Annotated in this window: 14 protein-coding genes and 2 pseudogenes; 13 read left to right on the top strand and 3 right to left on the bottom strand. The window is 64.7% G+C overall.

Annotated features, from left to right (window positions below; genetic code table 11):
- Positions 1 to 305 precede the first annotated feature (305 nt).
- The 8 genes and pseudogenes from MUY21_RS01175 (at position 306) to MUY21_RS01140 (ending at position 5,566) form a co-directional block, all read left to right on the top strand.
- Positions 306 to 815: a hypothetical protein gene (locus MUY21_RS01175; RefSeq protein WP_248409165.1), complete on the top strand. Its 510-nt coding sequence runs from the start codon at positions 306 to 308 to the stop codon at positions 813 to 815.
- A gap of 5 nt (positions 816 to 820) precedes the next feature.
- On the top strand, positions 821 to 1,018 hold the full coding sequence (locus MUY21_RS01170; protein WP_248409164.1) for a hypothetical protein: 198 nt from the start codon (positions 821 to 823) through the stop codon (positions 1,016 to 1,018).
- Positions 1,015 to 1,443: a DUF6362 family protein gene (locus tag MUY21_RS01165; RefSeq protein WP_248408587.1), complete on the top strand. Its 429-nt coding sequence runs from the start codon at positions 1,015 to 1,017 to the stop codon at positions 1,441 to 1,443. The genes MUY21_RS01170 and MUY21_RS01165 overlap by 4 nt, the downstream gene beginning before the upstream one ends.
- 418 nt (positions 1,444 to 1,861) lie before the next feature.
- On the top strand, positions 1,862 to 3,238 hold the full coding sequence (locus MUY21_RS01160; RefSeq protein ID WP_248408586.1) for a DNA methyltransferase: 1,377 nt from the start codon (positions 1,862 to 1,864) through the stop codon (positions 3,236 to 3,238).
- Positions 3,162 to 3,746, top strand: a pseudogene (locus MUY21_RS01155) (DNA cytosine methyltransferase); the annotation flags it as partial. The gene MUY21_RS01160 and the pseudogene MUY21_RS01155, both read left to right, overlap by 77 nt.
- A 328-nt stretch (positions 3,747 to 4,074) precedes the next feature.
- On the top strand, positions 4,075 to 4,434 hold the full coding sequence (locus MUY21_RS01150; RefSeq protein WP_248409193.1) for a hypothetical protein: 360 nt from the start codon (positions 4,075 to 4,077) through the stop codon (positions 4,432 to 4,434).
- Positions 4,431 to 4,667 carry a hypothetical protein gene (locus tag MUY21_RS01145; RefSeq protein ID WP_248408585.1) on the top strand — a complete coding sequence of 79 codons (237 nt, stop codon included), beginning with the start codon at positions 4,431 to 4,433 and terminating at the stop codon, positions 4,665 to 4,667. Before MUY21_RS01150 ends, MUY21_RS01145 begins: the two co-directional genes overlap by 4 nt.
- Before the next feature lie 206 nt (positions 4,668 to 4,873).
- On the top strand, positions 4,874 to 5,566 hold the full coding sequence (locus MUY21_RS01140) for a hypothetical protein (protein WP_248408584.1): 693 nt from the start codon (positions 4,874 to 4,876) through the stop codon (positions 5,564 to 5,566).
- 58 nt (positions 5,567 to 5,624) lie between these two features.
- Here MUY21_RS01140 and MUY21_RS01135 read toward each other — a convergent pair whose 3' ends face one another.
- Genes MUY21_RS01135 through MUY21_RS01125 form a run of 3 tightly spaced genes read right to left on the bottom strand, consistent with a single transcriptional unit; the run spans position 5,625 to position 6,700 of the window.
- On the bottom strand, positions 5,625 to 6,146 hold the full coding sequence (locus MUY21_RS01135; RefSeq protein WP_248408583.1) for a DUF3489 domain-containing protein: 522 nt from the start codon (positions 6,144 to 6,146) through the stop codon (positions 5,625 to 5,627).
- A gap of 39 nt (positions 6,147 to 6,185) precedes the next feature.
- On the bottom strand, positions 6,186 to 6,425 hold the full coding sequence (locus MUY21_RS01130; RefSeq protein ID WP_248408582.1) for a hypothetical protein: 240 nt from the start codon (positions 6,423 to 6,425) through the stop codon (positions 6,186 to 6,188).
- Between the two features lie 5 nt (positions 6,426 to 6,430).
- Positions 6,431 to 6,700 (bottom strand): hypothetical protein, encoded by a 270-nt coding sequence (locus MUY21_RS01125; RefSeq protein WP_248408581.1) that lies wholly within the window; start codon positions 6,698 to 6,700, stop codon positions 6,431 to 6,433.
- A 111-nt stretch (positions 6,701 to 6,811) separates the two neighbouring features.
- Between MUY21_RS01125 and MUY21_RS01120 the strand changes: the two genes are divergently transcribed.
- The 5 genes and pseudogenes from MUY21_RS01120 (at position 6,812) to MUY21_RS01100 (ending at position 13,138) form a co-directional block, all read left to right on the top strand.
- Positions 6,812 to 7,372 carry a hypothetical protein gene (locus MUY21_RS01120; RefSeq protein WP_248408580.1) on the top strand — a complete coding sequence of 187 codons (561 nt, stop codon included), beginning with the start codon at positions 6,812 to 6,814 and terminating at the stop codon, positions 7,370 to 7,372.
- A pseudogene (locus MUY21_RS01115) lies at positions 7,320 to 9,311 on the top strand (phage terminase large subunit family protein). The gene MUY21_RS01120 and the pseudogene MUY21_RS01115 overlap by 53 nt, the downstream one beginning before the upstream one ends.
- A gap of 1 nt (position 9,312) precedes the next feature.
- Positions 9,313 to 9,522 (top strand): hypothetical protein, encoded by a 210-nt coding sequence (locus MUY21_RS01110; protein ID WP_248408579.1) that lies wholly within the window; start codon positions 9,313 to 9,315, stop codon positions 9,520 to 9,522.
- Entirely contained in the window at positions 9,522 to 11,078 is a 1,557-nt protein-coding gene (locus MUY21_RS01105) for a phage portal protein (RefSeq protein WP_248408578.1), read from the top strand. The genes MUY21_RS01110 and MUY21_RS01105 overlap by 1 nt, the downstream gene beginning before the upstream one ends.
- Positions 11,079 to 11,083: 5 nt before the next feature.
- The gene (locus tag MUY21_RS01100; protein WP_248408577.1) at positions 11,084 to 13,138 is read left to right on the top strand and encodes a prohead protease/major capsid protein fusion protein; all 2,055 of its coding nucleotides are present in this window, start codon (positions 11,084 to 11,086) and stop codon (positions 13,136 to 13,138) included.
- The last annotated feature ends 54 nt before the right edge of the window (positions 13,139 to 13,192 follow it).

Below are 13,192 nucleotides of genomic sequence, written 5' to 3'. Positions count from 1 at the left end.
TTGGGCGCAAACTCCTCCCTCACTCCTCGCGGATCCTGCTTTTCTGTTTGAGATCAGACTCTTACCCGCATCCGAGGAGTTAGGTGTGAAACCCCCATACTACGTATGGGGAGGCCAACCGGCAGGTTTGGCCTCTCCTCCCATACGTCGAGGGGTATCCGCGCGCGCGGGCTCTGACGCTCCCAGCACATTCCGTTCCGACGACGGCGGCCCGTACCGCCAAGCACATGACCGCCGTCGTCTTCCACCCCCGCAGCCAACCCGAAAAGGAGACCACGATGGCTGAAGCGACTCTGACCACCCGAATGCAGGAGGCAATCCCCGATCTGCCGCCTGCCTTCCGCGCCGACCGCACCTTGCTGGCGCTCGATCTCGGCACGACAACGGGCTGGGCCCTGCATGGCGCCGATGGGCTGATCACCAGCGGCACCGTGTCGTTCCGTCCCGGCCGCTTTGACGGCGGCGGCATGCGCTACCTGCGCTTCAGCAACTGGATGGGCGAGTTGGACCGGCTGTCCGGGCCCATCGCCGCCATCTGGTTCGAGGAAGTCCGCCGCCACGCGGGCACCGACGCAGCCCACGTCTATGGGGGCCTGATGGCCACCCTGACCGCATGGGCCGAGATGCGCGGCGTGCCATACGAGGGCGTTCCCGTCGGCACCATCAAGCGCTTCGCCACCGGCAAGGGCAATGCCAACAAGGAGGCCATGATCGCATCCGCCCGGGCGCGTGGGTTCAGTCCGGCTGACGATAACGAGGCCGACGCCATCGCGATCCTGTTCTGGGCGCTGGAGACCAAGGGGGGCATGCAATGACCGGAATGAGGTTTGTGCCCAAGGGCTATGGCGGGCATCGCCGCTGCCCCGACGATGTGAAGCGGGATGGATGGCAGGAGCAAGGCCTGCTGGCCGTGGCTATCGACGATCACCGCCTGACCTGGCCGGAACGGGAGTTGGTCCGGCAACTCGGCGAGAAGCTGTACGGGCAGTGCCCGCGAGATCGGGAGGTGTCACAATGACGGACTGGACACCCGACCTCGTGGAGGAACGGCTGGCCGAAGCCGCCTTCGTTCTGAAGCGCCTGCCTGAACCGCGCAGGCAAGGCTACTTCAGCACCTGGCCCGAGATGGTCTACAGCTTCGCCGACAAGGTGGGCCAGGAGCCGAAGCCCATGCGCGTGTTGCCCTCGCCGCAAGCGATTAGCCGGATGGAGGAGACGCTGACCTGGACCGCCTGCCTTGAGCCCATCGATGGCAAGATCGTCTGGATGAAGGCGCATGGTGAACGGTGGAAGGAGATCTGCTGGGCGGTCGGTCTGCAGCGCTCTGCGGCCCACCAGCACTGGCAATTCGGAATTTCCGTCATCGCGCTCACCCTCAACAGGCGACGGTTCAACCGCAACATGTCGAAGCGCCACGTGATCGAACTGGCCGCTGGCGCGTAAGCGCCCGCAGCCACTAGGAAAGTGTCCGCCGGACAGTTTTCGATGAGACAGAAAGCCCGGCTGGGGGTTAGAAAAGGGATATACTCGGGAGGGGCGCGCGCGGGACGGCCCGCGCCGCTGGACCCCGGGGTCCAGAAAGGGATCCAGCCGGGGTCCAATCCGCTAACCCACTGAATTCTTGGTTCCTTCTGGGCCACTTTCGTATGCTGGCGGGCGAAGCGCGCAATATCGCCAGCGTCAGGGCCGGTTTTTTGGGAAGCCACCCCGGCGGGCATCCACCCGCGATCTTCTGAAAACCACAACAAAACAAATCTTTGGAACCGGACTCGCCCGGCGGCCGCTGAACCCTTTGCGGAGTCCAGGCTGGTTGCCGGTGTCCGGAGTCCAGGGGTCCACCCCATTGAGGCGAACCGACATCATGACGCTGAGCTTTGCCCCCGACGCGATCGAGACCTGGCCGCTGGCCAAGCTCCAGCCCTACGCGAAGAACGCGAAAACGCATGGCGCGGATCAGGTCGCCAAGATCGCTGCCAGCATGGCGGAATTCGGCTGGACCGTGCCGTGCCTGGTTGCCGACGACGGCGAGTTGATCGCGGGCCACGGCCGGGTGCTGGCCGCCACGCAGCTCGGGCTGACCGAAGCGCCGGTGATCGTTCTGTGTCATTTGACAGAGGCGCAGCGTCGGGCCTACCGGATCGCGGACAACAAGCTGACGGAACTCGGGACCTGGGATGAAGCGCTGCTGTCGGCGGAACTGAACGACCTGCTGGGCGAAGATTTTGACTTATCGCTGGTCGGATTTTCCGATGGTGAACTGGACAAGCTGCTGGCCTACGTGCCCGAGGGGGACGGCGACGAAGATGGTGCTAGCGGCTCCGTGTCGCCGGTGACAATCCCCGAACCGCCGCGCAATCCGGCGTCGCGGACGGGCGACCTCTGGATCCTTGGCGACCACCGGTTGCTCTGCGGGGACAGCACCAGCGCTACCGATGTGCGTCGCCTGATGAATGGCGAGCGGGCGATCCTGTTCGCGACCGACCCGCCATACCTCGTCGACTACGACGGCTCGAACCACCCGACGCGGAACAAGGACTGGTCGGCGTCCTACGGCACGACTTGGGACGACAGTTCTCAGGGTGCCGAGCTCTACGACGGCTTCATCACCGCCGCCGTCGCGGAAGCCATCGCCGAGAACGCCGCGTGGTATTGCTGGCACGCCTCGCGCCGCCAGGCGATGCTGGAAGCCTGCTGGGAAAAGGCTGGAGCCTTCGTGCACCAACAGATCATCTGGGTGAAAGATCGCGGGGTCCTGACCCGGTCGCACTACCTCTGGAAACACGAGCCCTGCTTCATGGGCTGGCGCCGCCCAAACCGACCGCCGAAGGTCGCCGAGGAAACGCTGCCATCGACATGGGCGCTGCCGAGCTTCACCAAGGATGAGCGGCCCGACCATCCGACGCCGAAACCGCTCGACGCGTTCGGGATCCCGATGCGCCAGCATGTGGCGCGCGGCGGTCTTTGCTACGAGCCGTTCTGCGGCTCCGGCTCGCAGATCATAGCAGGCGAGGCCAATGGGCGACGGGTCTTCGCGATGGAAATCAGCCCGGCTTATGTCGATGTCGCCGTCGAACGCTGGCAGGCCGACACCGGTCGCGAGGCGATCCTTGACGGCGATGGCCGGACTTTTGCGCAAGTAAGGACTGAGCGGCTGGGCGACAATGCTGACGCCCCCGCCGATGCGCCCGACACTGACGCCGACCCAGAACCCGCCCGCAAACCCAAATCCGCCGCGTGACATGCATGACCTGGCTTTACATCCCTCCGGGCGCGCTTCCGGAACCGGAGACGCATGTCTGTTCGGCCTCTCGCTCTGCTCAGGCGCAGGCGGGCTCGACCTCGGGCTCACCATCGCCATCCCCGGATATCGAGCTGTGGGCCATGTCGAACGGGAAACCTACGCTGCAGCCACTCTCGTGGCGCGGATGGAAGAAACGGCCCTGGATCGCGCGCCTGTCTGGGACGACGTTGCCAGCTTCGACGGCCGCGCGTGGCGCGGCGCGGTGGACATCGTCACTGCGGGCTATCCGTGCCAGCCGTTCTCTGTCGCGGGCAAGCGCCGAGGGGTGGACGACCCGCGTCACCTCTGGCCGCATGTCGCGCGCATCATTGGCGAGGTCGAACCACCTTTCGTCTTCCTCGAGAATGTCGCCCATCATCTCCGCCTCGGTTTCCCCGAAGTCGCCGGAGGATTGGTCAGCATGGGCTACCGCCTTGCGGCAGGCCTCTTCACGGCGGCGGAAGTCGGCGCGCCCCACAAGCGGGAGCGGCTCTTCATCCTCGCGCACCGCGAGCAAGACCAACTGGCCGACCCCGCGCGCCTGTTCTGGAACCCGGTCGAGTGGCGGCAACCGGACGGAGATGCTGCGCCTCTGGCCGACGCCCCGCGCCAGCGCCAACGAGAACCGGCAGACGAAACCGACGCCCTCACAATCGGCGGGAAAACACGGGATGAACTTGGCGACCTCGGCCGCGATGTGGCCGACGCCCCAGACCGACAGTTTCCGCAGCCGGGGCGGTGCCCGGAAACACGAGAAGGGTCTGGACGGCATGGCTCGGGACTGGCCGACGCCTATGGCGACCGATGGCAACAAGCCGAGCGCCGGCAATCGCAAATCGGCCGATCTGACCAGCGCCAGCCAGATGTGGATGACGCCGACGGCGCGCGATCACAAGGACGGGGCGACGAGCTTGGCGAACACGCCGGTCAACGGCCTGCTTGGCCGCCAGGTCCTGGTGACGCCGATGGCTGGGAGCGATACCTCCGAGCCGCGCCGGACGCTGAACCCAGCATTCGTCGAGGCGCTGATGGGCTGGCCCACCGGGTGGACCGCCTTCGGCTCTGCGGCAACGGCGTGGTCCCACTGGTTGCCGCGCATGCGCTCCGAACTCTCGCTGCTCATTTGCTGGCCAACGGATGAGGTGACGGGATGAAACAGTCGCGCCTCATGTCGCTGGTGGAGGCCGTCGCCAACGTAATGGTCGGCTATGGCGTGGCGGTCATCACGCAGATCCTGATCTTCCCGATCTTCGGGCTGCACACGACGTTGGCGCAGAACCTGAAAATGGGCGCGATCTTCACCGTGGTATCGATAGCGCGGTCCTTTGCCTTGCGGCGGGTGTTCGAGGCGCTTCGTGTTGCGTCGGCAAAGAGGCGTCCACAATAGCCTGCATTCAAACGGTATTGCTTCTGTGTTGTCGCTAACTCATTAAGATCGTATGGTTTAACAAAGCTCACCTTTGAATAATCGCCGGTTTTGTCGGCCCAAAGCGAAACCGGATCGAGAGTGATTTGTTGAAGAAACCAGACGGGGAAAAGACTGATCAGGAGTTGCTTCCAGATGGCCTAGAAGCTCTGCGGCAAGAGCTGAGCTTGAGCGATGTAATGCGGCTGATCGAGCGCACGGCGAGGTGGGTCGATCCCCAAACATTCGAATATTTGCCCGTCTGGTACCCGGAGCATGCGCGGCGTGGCTTGTTCTACAAGGCAAACTGGTCCGAGCCACAGATGAACCGCAATCGTCAGACGGGCGTTAGCATTCACAAATCTGAAGGCAACACGCACGCGAACAAGGCGCTGACACTGGCTTTGGGATTACGGGCTGCAGAGCGGCCAAATTGGTCATGCTGCCATATCTGGGGCGTTGATGACGCTGCCTATCAGGTCAGCAATGCGGTGGTTCAGGATCGACGCTTCTTCTCCTGCGTTGCGAACATGGTCTTGCTGCCGACACCATTGAAGGCGTTCACCGACGTAATGACCGAAGTGAAGATGATGCTTCGTGTTTGTGCGTTCCATCTCTATGGGTGGTCCTGCGACCACGACGATGTTGCGGACATCGCAAGACAGGTCGAGGAATGGGCCGAATGGGACGCCTATCCGGGCAGCTGGCCAAAACAGGATCGAAATTCGCACCCGTTGGGTACGGCCAAGTTCTCGGCTCGGATCAAGACGTCAGCGGACCGCAGGAAGGCTGCCATTCGCAAGGATCTGGCATCTGCTGGCCCGCATTATCCGCGGGATGAAGTTCAGAAAGTGCTCGAATACTGGAATGTTTCTTTGTGACGCAATGAAACCGCCGCCCCAGAGGGACGGCGATCATCCGTGTGTTGGACCGTGAGCGTCAAGCGGCGGGCAATTTGTAAACGCGGCCCCGATCCTCGACCTTCTCCGAGGTCACTTCGAGCCCGAGCTTTTTCTTGAGCGCACCGGACATCGCGCCACGTACGGTATGTGACTGCCATCCAGTCGCCGCCATGATCTCTGCGACGGTTGCGCCGTTCGGCGCGCGCAGCATGGCTATGAGCGTTGCCTGCTTGGTGCCCTCGCGTTGGGTGCGCGTCTTGGGCGCTGCACCCTCGGTCGGTTTGGTTTCTGCGCTGTCAGTCTCAACGCCGATGGCGGCGAGCCCTGCGCCGGTGGCGATCAACGTGACGCCGTGGCCGTCGCCGGTCTCGCGCCAGACGGGCTCATCCTTGCGCATGTCAACTTCGACTTCTTCGAGGAAACCCTTGGCGAGCAACGCAATGACTACTTTGGCTGCGGCCCCGCCGCGCAGGCTGTCGGGCAGCGGCAAGGCGATATGGCCGTCGCGTTGGGCTGCGGCGCTGAGAATGATGGCTTGGGTGTCGGTGAGTTTGGTCATGTGTGCCTCCGGGTTTGAGCCGCGCGGAATGCGGAGCCTCTACCGAGGCAAGCCCGCCAGTTTGGCGGGCCGTGAGCGGCGGGCGGCGACTCTGCCGTCGAACGCGATCAGGGCGAGCAGGACGGCCGCCATGCCGCCCAGATATTCGCTTCGGCGAAACACGATCTCGTCGATCTCGCTCGCGGTGTTGATGGCCGGGTCGACCTGAAGGTCGCTCGCCATGTGCGGCATCAGGCGGGTGGCCTCGAGGTTGTAACGCTCTGCAAGGGTGCTGCTCATCGGGCTCACTCTGCGTGTTCGCCTTCGCTGAAAGCGCTGTCGGTGATGCGCTTCAGGAGGCTTGCGAAATGCTCAAGCGTGCCGACATGGCCCCAATTCACCTCGTCGGGGTGGCAGTTGAAGTGGTTGTCGCTGAGGCTTTGAAGTCGGGCCAGCGCCTCGTCGATCTCGGCCTTCTTGCCGATGAAGGCGTTGAGCGCTGCTTCCTTGTTCCGCGCAGTCTTCTCGGCGCGCAGTTGGTGGCGGGGCGTTGTCTGGGGGTTCAGGCGGGTCATCTTGGCGGCTCCGAGGTGAGTTGCATCGTTTTCGTGAGACCACGTTCGCTCTGGTGCGGAGGCTTATCAACTGCATAAGCACATGATTTTGAATGATAATCGGAGTTCGTCATGGAGGGCCTGAGCGAGCGCCAATACGCCGCCCGCATCGGCCTCTCACGCGGGGCGGTGCAGAAGGCCAAGACCACGGGACGGCTGGTTCTGCACAGCGACGGAAGCATCGACGCGGAGGCCAGTGATGCGCTGCGTGCGCAGGCGACCGACCCGTCGAAAACCCGCAAAGCGCCGACGGCGAGGCTCAAACCCGTCTCGGAAGCTGCGGTCTCTGCCGTGGGCGAAACCCTGCGCGAACAGGGACTGGCCGCACCGCCGGTGGGCGGCGGCACGACCTTCCTGCAGGCCAAGACGGCCAATGAAGTGCTCAAGGCACAAGAGCGCCGCCTGCGACTGCAAAAACTGAAGGGCGAGTTGATCGACCGGGCCCGCGCGCTGTCGCTGGTGTTCCGGCTGGCGCGGCAGGAGCGCGACGTCTGGGTCAACTGGCCGTCGCGAGCGGCGGCGCTGATGGCGGCCGATCTGGGCGTCGAGCCAGCAGCAATGCAGAAGGTTCTGGAGAAACATGTCCGTGCCCAACTCGACGATCTTGCCGAGGTCAAACCCGATCTCCGGTGAAGACGACTTCGACGGTGCGGTGGAAATCTTGCGCGCCTGGGGCGCGGGCCTCGCGCCGGATCCGGATCTGACCGTGTCCGAATGGGCCGATCGGCACCGGATGCTGTCTGGCCGCGCATCGGCCGAACCGGGCCGGTATCGCACGGCGAGGACGCCCTACATGGGCGAGATCATGGATCGGCTGTCGCCCGGCGATCCCACGCAGCGGATCGTGTTCATGAAGGCCGCGCAGGTCGGCGCGACCGAGGCAGGTAACAACTGGATCGGCTTCGCGATCCACCAGGCGCCGGGACCGATGCTCGCGGTCCAGCCGACGGTGGAACTGGCGAAACGGAATTCGAGGCAGCGGATCGATCCGCTGATCGACGAAAGCCCGGAATTGCGTGAGCGGGTCAAACCAGCGCGCTCGCGCGATGCGGGCAACACTATGCTGTCGAAGGAATTCGCGGGCGGCATCCTGATCATGACGGGCGCGAACTCGGCGGTCGGGCTGCGCTCGACCCCGGCGCGCTACATCTTTCTGGACGAGGTCGATGCCTATCCCGCTTCAGCTGACGACGAAGGCGATCCGGTCACGCTGGCCGAGGCACGGTCCCTGACCTTCGCCCATCGGCGTAAGGTGTTCCTGGTCTCGACGCCGACGATCCGGGGGCTGAGCCGGATCGAACGGGACTACGAGGCCAGTGACCAGCGCCGGTTCTTCGTGCCCTGTCCGCATTGTCAGCAGATGCAGTGGCTGAAATTCGAACGGCTGCGTTGGGAAAAGGGACAGCCGGAAACGGCAGAATATCACTGCGAGGGCTGCGACCAGCCCATCGCCGAACACCACAAGACGGCGATGCTGGAGGCGGGCAAATTGCGTGCAACCGCGACCGCAGATGATCCCGGCACCGTCGGCTATCACCTGTCGGCGCTCTATTCGCCGATCGGCTAGCTCAGTTGGGAGCGGATCGTGCGAGCCTGGGACGCGGCGCAAGGGTCGGACGAGGCGATCAAGGCCTTCCGCAACACGATCCTCGGCGAAACATGGGTCGAAACCGGTGAAGCTCCGGACTGGCAGCGGCTCTACGACCGGCGCGAGCGTTGGAATCCGGGCATCGTACCTGCGGGAGGGCTGTTCTTGACCGCGGGAGCCGACGTTCAGAAAGACCGGATCGAGATCGACGTCTGGGCTTGGGGCCGTGGCATCGAGAGTTGGCTGGTAGATCACATCGTGATCGAAGGCGGACCCGACCGGCATGAGGCTTGGGGCGACCTGACCGAACTGCTCGGTCGGACATGGCCGCATGAGCGTGGCGCGCATCTGAAGATCGCGCGGCTTGCCATCGATACAGGGTATGAAGCCCCCGCGGTCTACAGCTGGTCGCGAGCCCAAGGCTTCGCGCAGGTGGCCCCGGTCAAAGGTGTCGAAGGGTTCAATCGGGCAAGCCCGGTATCTGGGCCAACCTATGTGGACGCGACCGAGGGCGGCAAACGTTTGCGCCGTGGCGCACGCCTTTGGACCGTGGCGGTCTCGACCTTCAAGGCAGAGACCTATCGCTTCCTGCGGCTGGAGCGACCAACCGAGGAGGAACGCGCAGACGGCGCGGCATTCTCACCCGGCACGGTCCACCTGCCGCATTGGGTCGAGAATGAATGGCTCAAGCAGTTCGTCGCCGAGCAACTGGTCACGGTGCGCACGAAGCGAGGCTTTGCCCGGTTGGAATGGCAGAAGCTGCGGGAGCGCAACGAGGCGCTGGATTGTCGGGTCTATGCCCGCGCCGCCGCCTGGATCGCAGGCGCGGATCGCTGGACCGACGAGAAATGGCGCGACCTCGAAGATCAGCTCGGGGTCGCCGACGCCTCTGCGGATACGGCGGGGCAGATCAACAGGCAAACGCAGACGTTGCAGGGCAAACGCCGATCCGACTGGCTCGGGCGGCGTGGAGGATGGTTTTGATATGACCGACTGGACGGAAATTGAACTCTCGGCGCTGCGCCGGGCCTATGCCAGCGGCACAACCCGGGTGAGCTATGACGGCAAGTCGGTCGACTATGGCTCGGCCGAGGATCTGCTCGCCCGGATCCGCACCATCGAGCGCGCCATTGCGGGCACCGCGCAACCGTTGCCAATCACCGGGCGCGCGGGCTTCTCGCGCGGGGATCGCTGATGTCGGCCAACTGGTTTGACCATGCGATTGCCACGGTGGCACCGCGCGCGGCAGCCCGCCGGGTGCTTGCCAGGCAGGCGTTCGAGACCCTGACGCGTGGCTATGACGGCGCGGCCAAGGGACGGCGCACCGAAGGCTGGCGTGCGCCGGGAACTTCCGCCGACACCGAAGTCGGCATCGACGGGGCGCTCCTGCGGGACCGGATGCGCGATCTGGTCCGCAATAACCCGCATGCGGCTAAGGCCGTGGCGGTGCTGGTGAACAACATCGTCGGTGCGGGCATCATGCCACGCGCGGCGAGCGGCAATGACAAGTTGGACCGAAAGGTCGATGCGCTGTTTGCCCGGTGGTCGGACGCCGCTGACGCGGACGGTCAGCTCGACTTCTATGGACTGCAGACGCTGATCTGCCGCGAGATGGTCGAAGCGGGCGAGGTTTTGGTGCGCCGACGCCTGCGCCAGGCGAGCGACGGCTTGTCTGTCCCGCTGCAATTGCAGGTGCTTGAGGCCGACTTCCTCGACGCCACCAAATCAGGCGCGCTCGGTGCAGGACGCCTGGTGCAGGGGATAGAGTTTGACCCGCTCGGAAAACGTCGGGCTTATTGGTTGCACGCCGAACATCCGGGCGATGCCTATGGCGCGATGCAGAACGGTCTGCAGAGCCGCCCGGTGCCGGCCAGCGAGATCGCCCATGTTTATGAGAAGCAGCGCACACAGGCGCGCGGCGTGCCCTGGGGCGCGCCGGTGATCCGCAGCTTGCGCGATCTTGACGACTATGAGGTTGCCGAACTGGTCCGAAAGAAAACTGAGGCCTGCGTGACCGCCATCGTCTTCGGTGATGACGAGGCGCAGCAAGGCATCGCGCCCTCTGTGGTCGATGCCGATGGCAACCGGGTCGAGCAGTTCGAACCGGGCCTTATCGCCTATGCGCGCGGGGGCAAGGATATCCGGTTCAACCAGCCCTCGGCCACGGGTGGCTATGGCGAATACAAGCGGGCCAGCCTGCACACGATCTCGGCCGGGTTCCGGGTGCCCTATGAATTGCTGACCGGCGATCTCAGCCAGGTGAACTATTCCTCGATCCGGGCGGGGCTCGTGGAGTTCCGCCGCCAGATCGACGCCGTGCAATGGCAGCTGTTCATTCCGATGTTCTGCGCCCCGGTTTGGCGCTGGTTCACCGAGGCCGCGTGGGCCGCAGGGCAGATCCCATCGCCGGACGTACCGGTCGAATGGTCGCCGCCCAAGTTCGAAGCGGTCGATCCGCAGAAGGACGCAATGGCCAACCTGCTGTCGATCCGCTCCGGCACCATGACGCTGGCCGAGGTAATCGCCCGGCAGGGGCGCAACCCTGACGCCGTGCTAGCGGAAATCGCCGCCACAAACGCCAAGCTCGATGCACTCGGGCTGGTGCTCGACAGCGATCCGCGCCGCGTCACCAAGACCGGCAGCGCACAGACCAGCGATCCGGCGAATGATCCGGCCAATGACCCGGCGAGCGATCCGGAAGATGACTCCATTACGGACCCGGCACGGCCCGACTCCGACGAACAGGACTGACCAACATGGACACGATGATCGAATTACCGGCCCTGCGCCGGTCGGCGGAGCTTGCGCCAAACTCAGCTGATACTGACGCCCGCACCGTTGAGGTGATCTGGTCGGCGGGCGCGCGTGTTCGCCGGTCGACCTTATTCGGCGAGCCCTATGACGAAGAACTGAGCCTCAACCCGACCCATGTGCGGCTTGATCGTCTGAACGCGGGCGCGCCCTTCCTGAAGGTGCATGAGATCGACACGCTCGACGCTGTGATCGGCTCGGTCGTGCCGGGTTCGGCGCGTATCGAAAACGGTCGCGGCATTGCGCAGGTCAGGATTAGTGAGCGCGCGGACGTCGAACCGATCTGGCGCGACATCCAGGCGGGCCACATCCGCGCGGTCTCCATCGGCTACCAGGTCCATCGCTTCGAAGTGTCCAAACCTGAAGCGGCCCGAGAACTCTGGCGGGCGGTCGACTGGACGCCCTTCGAGGTGTCCGCCGTGCCCGTTGGGGCAGATCCCGCCGCAGGGTTTCGCGCCCAATCCCCACTTCACGACTGCGTCCTCCATCGCCGGGACGTCTCACCCACTCAAACAGGAGCCATCCCGATGACGGACAAACTCAACGCCCCGGCCGCAGAGGCCACAGACCAACCCAACGACGCCAATGCTGTCAAGGACACCACCATGACTGAACCGAAGACGCCCGTGGCCGAGCCGAAGGTCGCTGCCGTTGAGACCCGCGCGCAGCCGAAGCCGCAGAAGGCTGACACTGCCGCCGCACCCGACGCCGAAGCAGTCGCAACCCGTGCACGTGAGATCGAACGCGACCGCGTCTCCACGATCTATGATCTGGCAGGTCGTCTGAACCTCGAGCGCAGCTTCGCCGACGATCTGGTTAAACGCGGCACGGATATCGGCGAAGCACGCCGTCTGATCCTCGATCAGGTCGCCGCAAAATCCGAGGAAACCCGCACCTTCAGCCAGGTGTCGATCCCGCTAGGTGGCCGCGATGAGCAAATCACCCGCCGCGATGCTGTGGCGAATGCGCTGCTGCACCGCTACAGCCCGACGCTCTTCACTCTGGAAGATGCCGCCCGCCAGTATCGTGGCATGACGCTCATGGAACTGGCCCGCGAAAGCCTCGGAAATGCGGGCGTGAACACGCGCGGCCTGTCGCGTGACGAGGTGGCAACGCGCGCGCTGCATTCGACGTCTGACTTCCCCGAGATCCTGTCGGCGGTCACCAACAAGACCCTGCGGCAGGCCTACGACGCCTATCCCCGGACGTTCATGCTGTTCTGTCGCCAGGTGCTTGCCACCGACTTCAAGGCCATGCACCGGGTCCAGCTCGGCGAGGCGCCGCAGCTTCTGGAGGTCGGCGACAGCGGCGAGTTCAAGCGCGGCACGCTGGGCGAGAGCAAGGAGAGCTACAAGGTCAAGACCTATGGCCGGGTGGTCGCGATCACGCGCCAGACGCTGATCAACGACGATCTCGACGCCTTCACCCGGATCCCGGCGATGTATGGCAATTCCATCGCTCAGCTAGAGTCGGACGTGGTCTGGGGCATCATCACCGCCAACCCGGCGATGGCCGACGGCAACGCGCTGTTCCACACCACCCACAAGAACCTGGCGGACACCGGTGCTGCGCTCGATGTCGGCAGCGTCGGCGCGGCCCGCGCGGCGATGGCCAAGCAGACGGGTCTCGACAAGAAGACGGTGCTGAACGTCCGCCCCGCCTTCCTGATCGTGCCCGCCTCGCTGGAGTTGAAGGCCGAGCAGCTGGTCGCGCAGAACCTCGTGCCCGCCGCGACGTCCAGCGTGGTGCCGCAGTCGATCCGCACCCTCGCGCCGATCAGCGAGCCCCGTCTCGACGCCGCCAGCGAGACCGCCTGGTATCTGGCGGCCAGCCCGAACCAGATCGACACCATCGAGTACGCCTATCTCGAGGGTCAGCAAGGCGCCTACATCGAGACCCGCAACGGCTTCGACGTCGACGGTGTCGAGATCAAGTGCCGCCTCGACTTCGGCGCCAAGGCCATCGACTGGCGGGGCCTCTACAAGAACCCGGGCGCATAACCAGCACCCCAACATGCCGAACCCTGACATTCGGGCGGCCCTGACGGGCCGCCC

Origin of the sequence: Aliiroseovarius sp. S2029 (assembly GCF_023195575.1) — a bacterium.
Lineage (GTDB): Bacteria > Pseudomonadota > Alphaproteobacteria > Rhodobacterales > Rhodobacteraceae > Aliiroseovarius > Aliiroseovarius zhejiangensis.
Note: the sequence above shows the minus strand (reverse complement) of the source record. Positions and strands in the feature narration are given on the sequence as shown.

What these genes read in the sequence shown, in the direction of transcription:
- MUY21_RS01165 (WP_248408587.1), top strand. Translation starts at nt 1,015, where the DNA reads ATGACGGACTGGACACCCGACCTCGTGGAGGAACGGCTGGCCGAAGCC.
- MUY21_RS01135 (WP_248408583.1), bottom strand. Translation starts at nt 6,146, where the DNA reads ATGACCAAACTCACCGACACCCAAGCCATCATTCTCAGCGCCGCAGCC.
- MUY21_RS01100 (WP_248408577.1), top strand. Translation starts at nt 11,084, where the DNA reads ATGGACACGATGATCGAATTACCGGCCCTGCGCCGGTCGGCGGAGCTT.
- MUY21_RS01105 (WP_248408578.1), top strand. Translation starts at nt 9,522, where the DNA reads ATGTCGGCCAACTGGTTTGACCATGCGATTGCCACGGTGGCACCGCGC.
- MUY21_RS01170 (WP_248409164.1), top strand. Translation starts at nt 821, where the DNA reads ATGAGGTTTGTGCCCAAGGGCTATGGCGGGCATCGCCGCTGCCCCGAC.
- MUY21_RS01145 (WP_248408585.1), top strand. Translation starts at nt 4,431, where the DNA reads ATGAAACAGTCGCGCCTCATGTCGCTGGTGGAGGCCGTCGCCAACGTA.
- MUY21_RS01120 (WP_248408580.1), top strand. Translation starts at nt 6,812, where the DNA reads ATGGAGGGCCTGAGCGAGCGCCAATACGCCGCCCGCATCGGCCTCTCA.
- MUY21_RS01125 (WP_248408581.1), bottom strand. Translation starts at nt 6,700, where the DNA reads ATGACCCGCCTGAACCCCCAGACAACGCCCCGCCACCAACTGCGCGCC.
- MUY21_RS01150 (WP_248409193.1), top strand. Translation starts at nt 4,075, where the DNA reads ATGGCGACCGATGGCAACAAGCCGAGCGCCGGCAATCGCAAATCGGCC.
- MUY21_RS01175 (WP_248409165.1), top strand. Translation starts at nt 306, where the DNA reads ATGCAGGAGGCAATCCCCGATCTGCCGCCTGCCTTCCGCGCCGACCGC.
- MUY21_RS01110 (WP_248408579.1), top strand. Translation starts at nt 9,313, where the DNA reads ATGACCGACTGGACGGAAATTGAACTCTCGGCGCTGCGCCGGGCCTAT.
- MUY21_RS01160 (WP_248408586.1), top strand. Translation starts at nt 1,862, where the DNA reads ATGACGCTGAGCTTTGCCCCCGACGCGATCGAGACCTGGCCGCTGGCC.
- MUY21_RS01130 (WP_248408582.1), bottom strand. Translation starts at nt 6,425, where the DNA reads ATGAGCAGCACCCTTGCAGAGCGTTACAACCTCGAGGCCACCCGCCTG.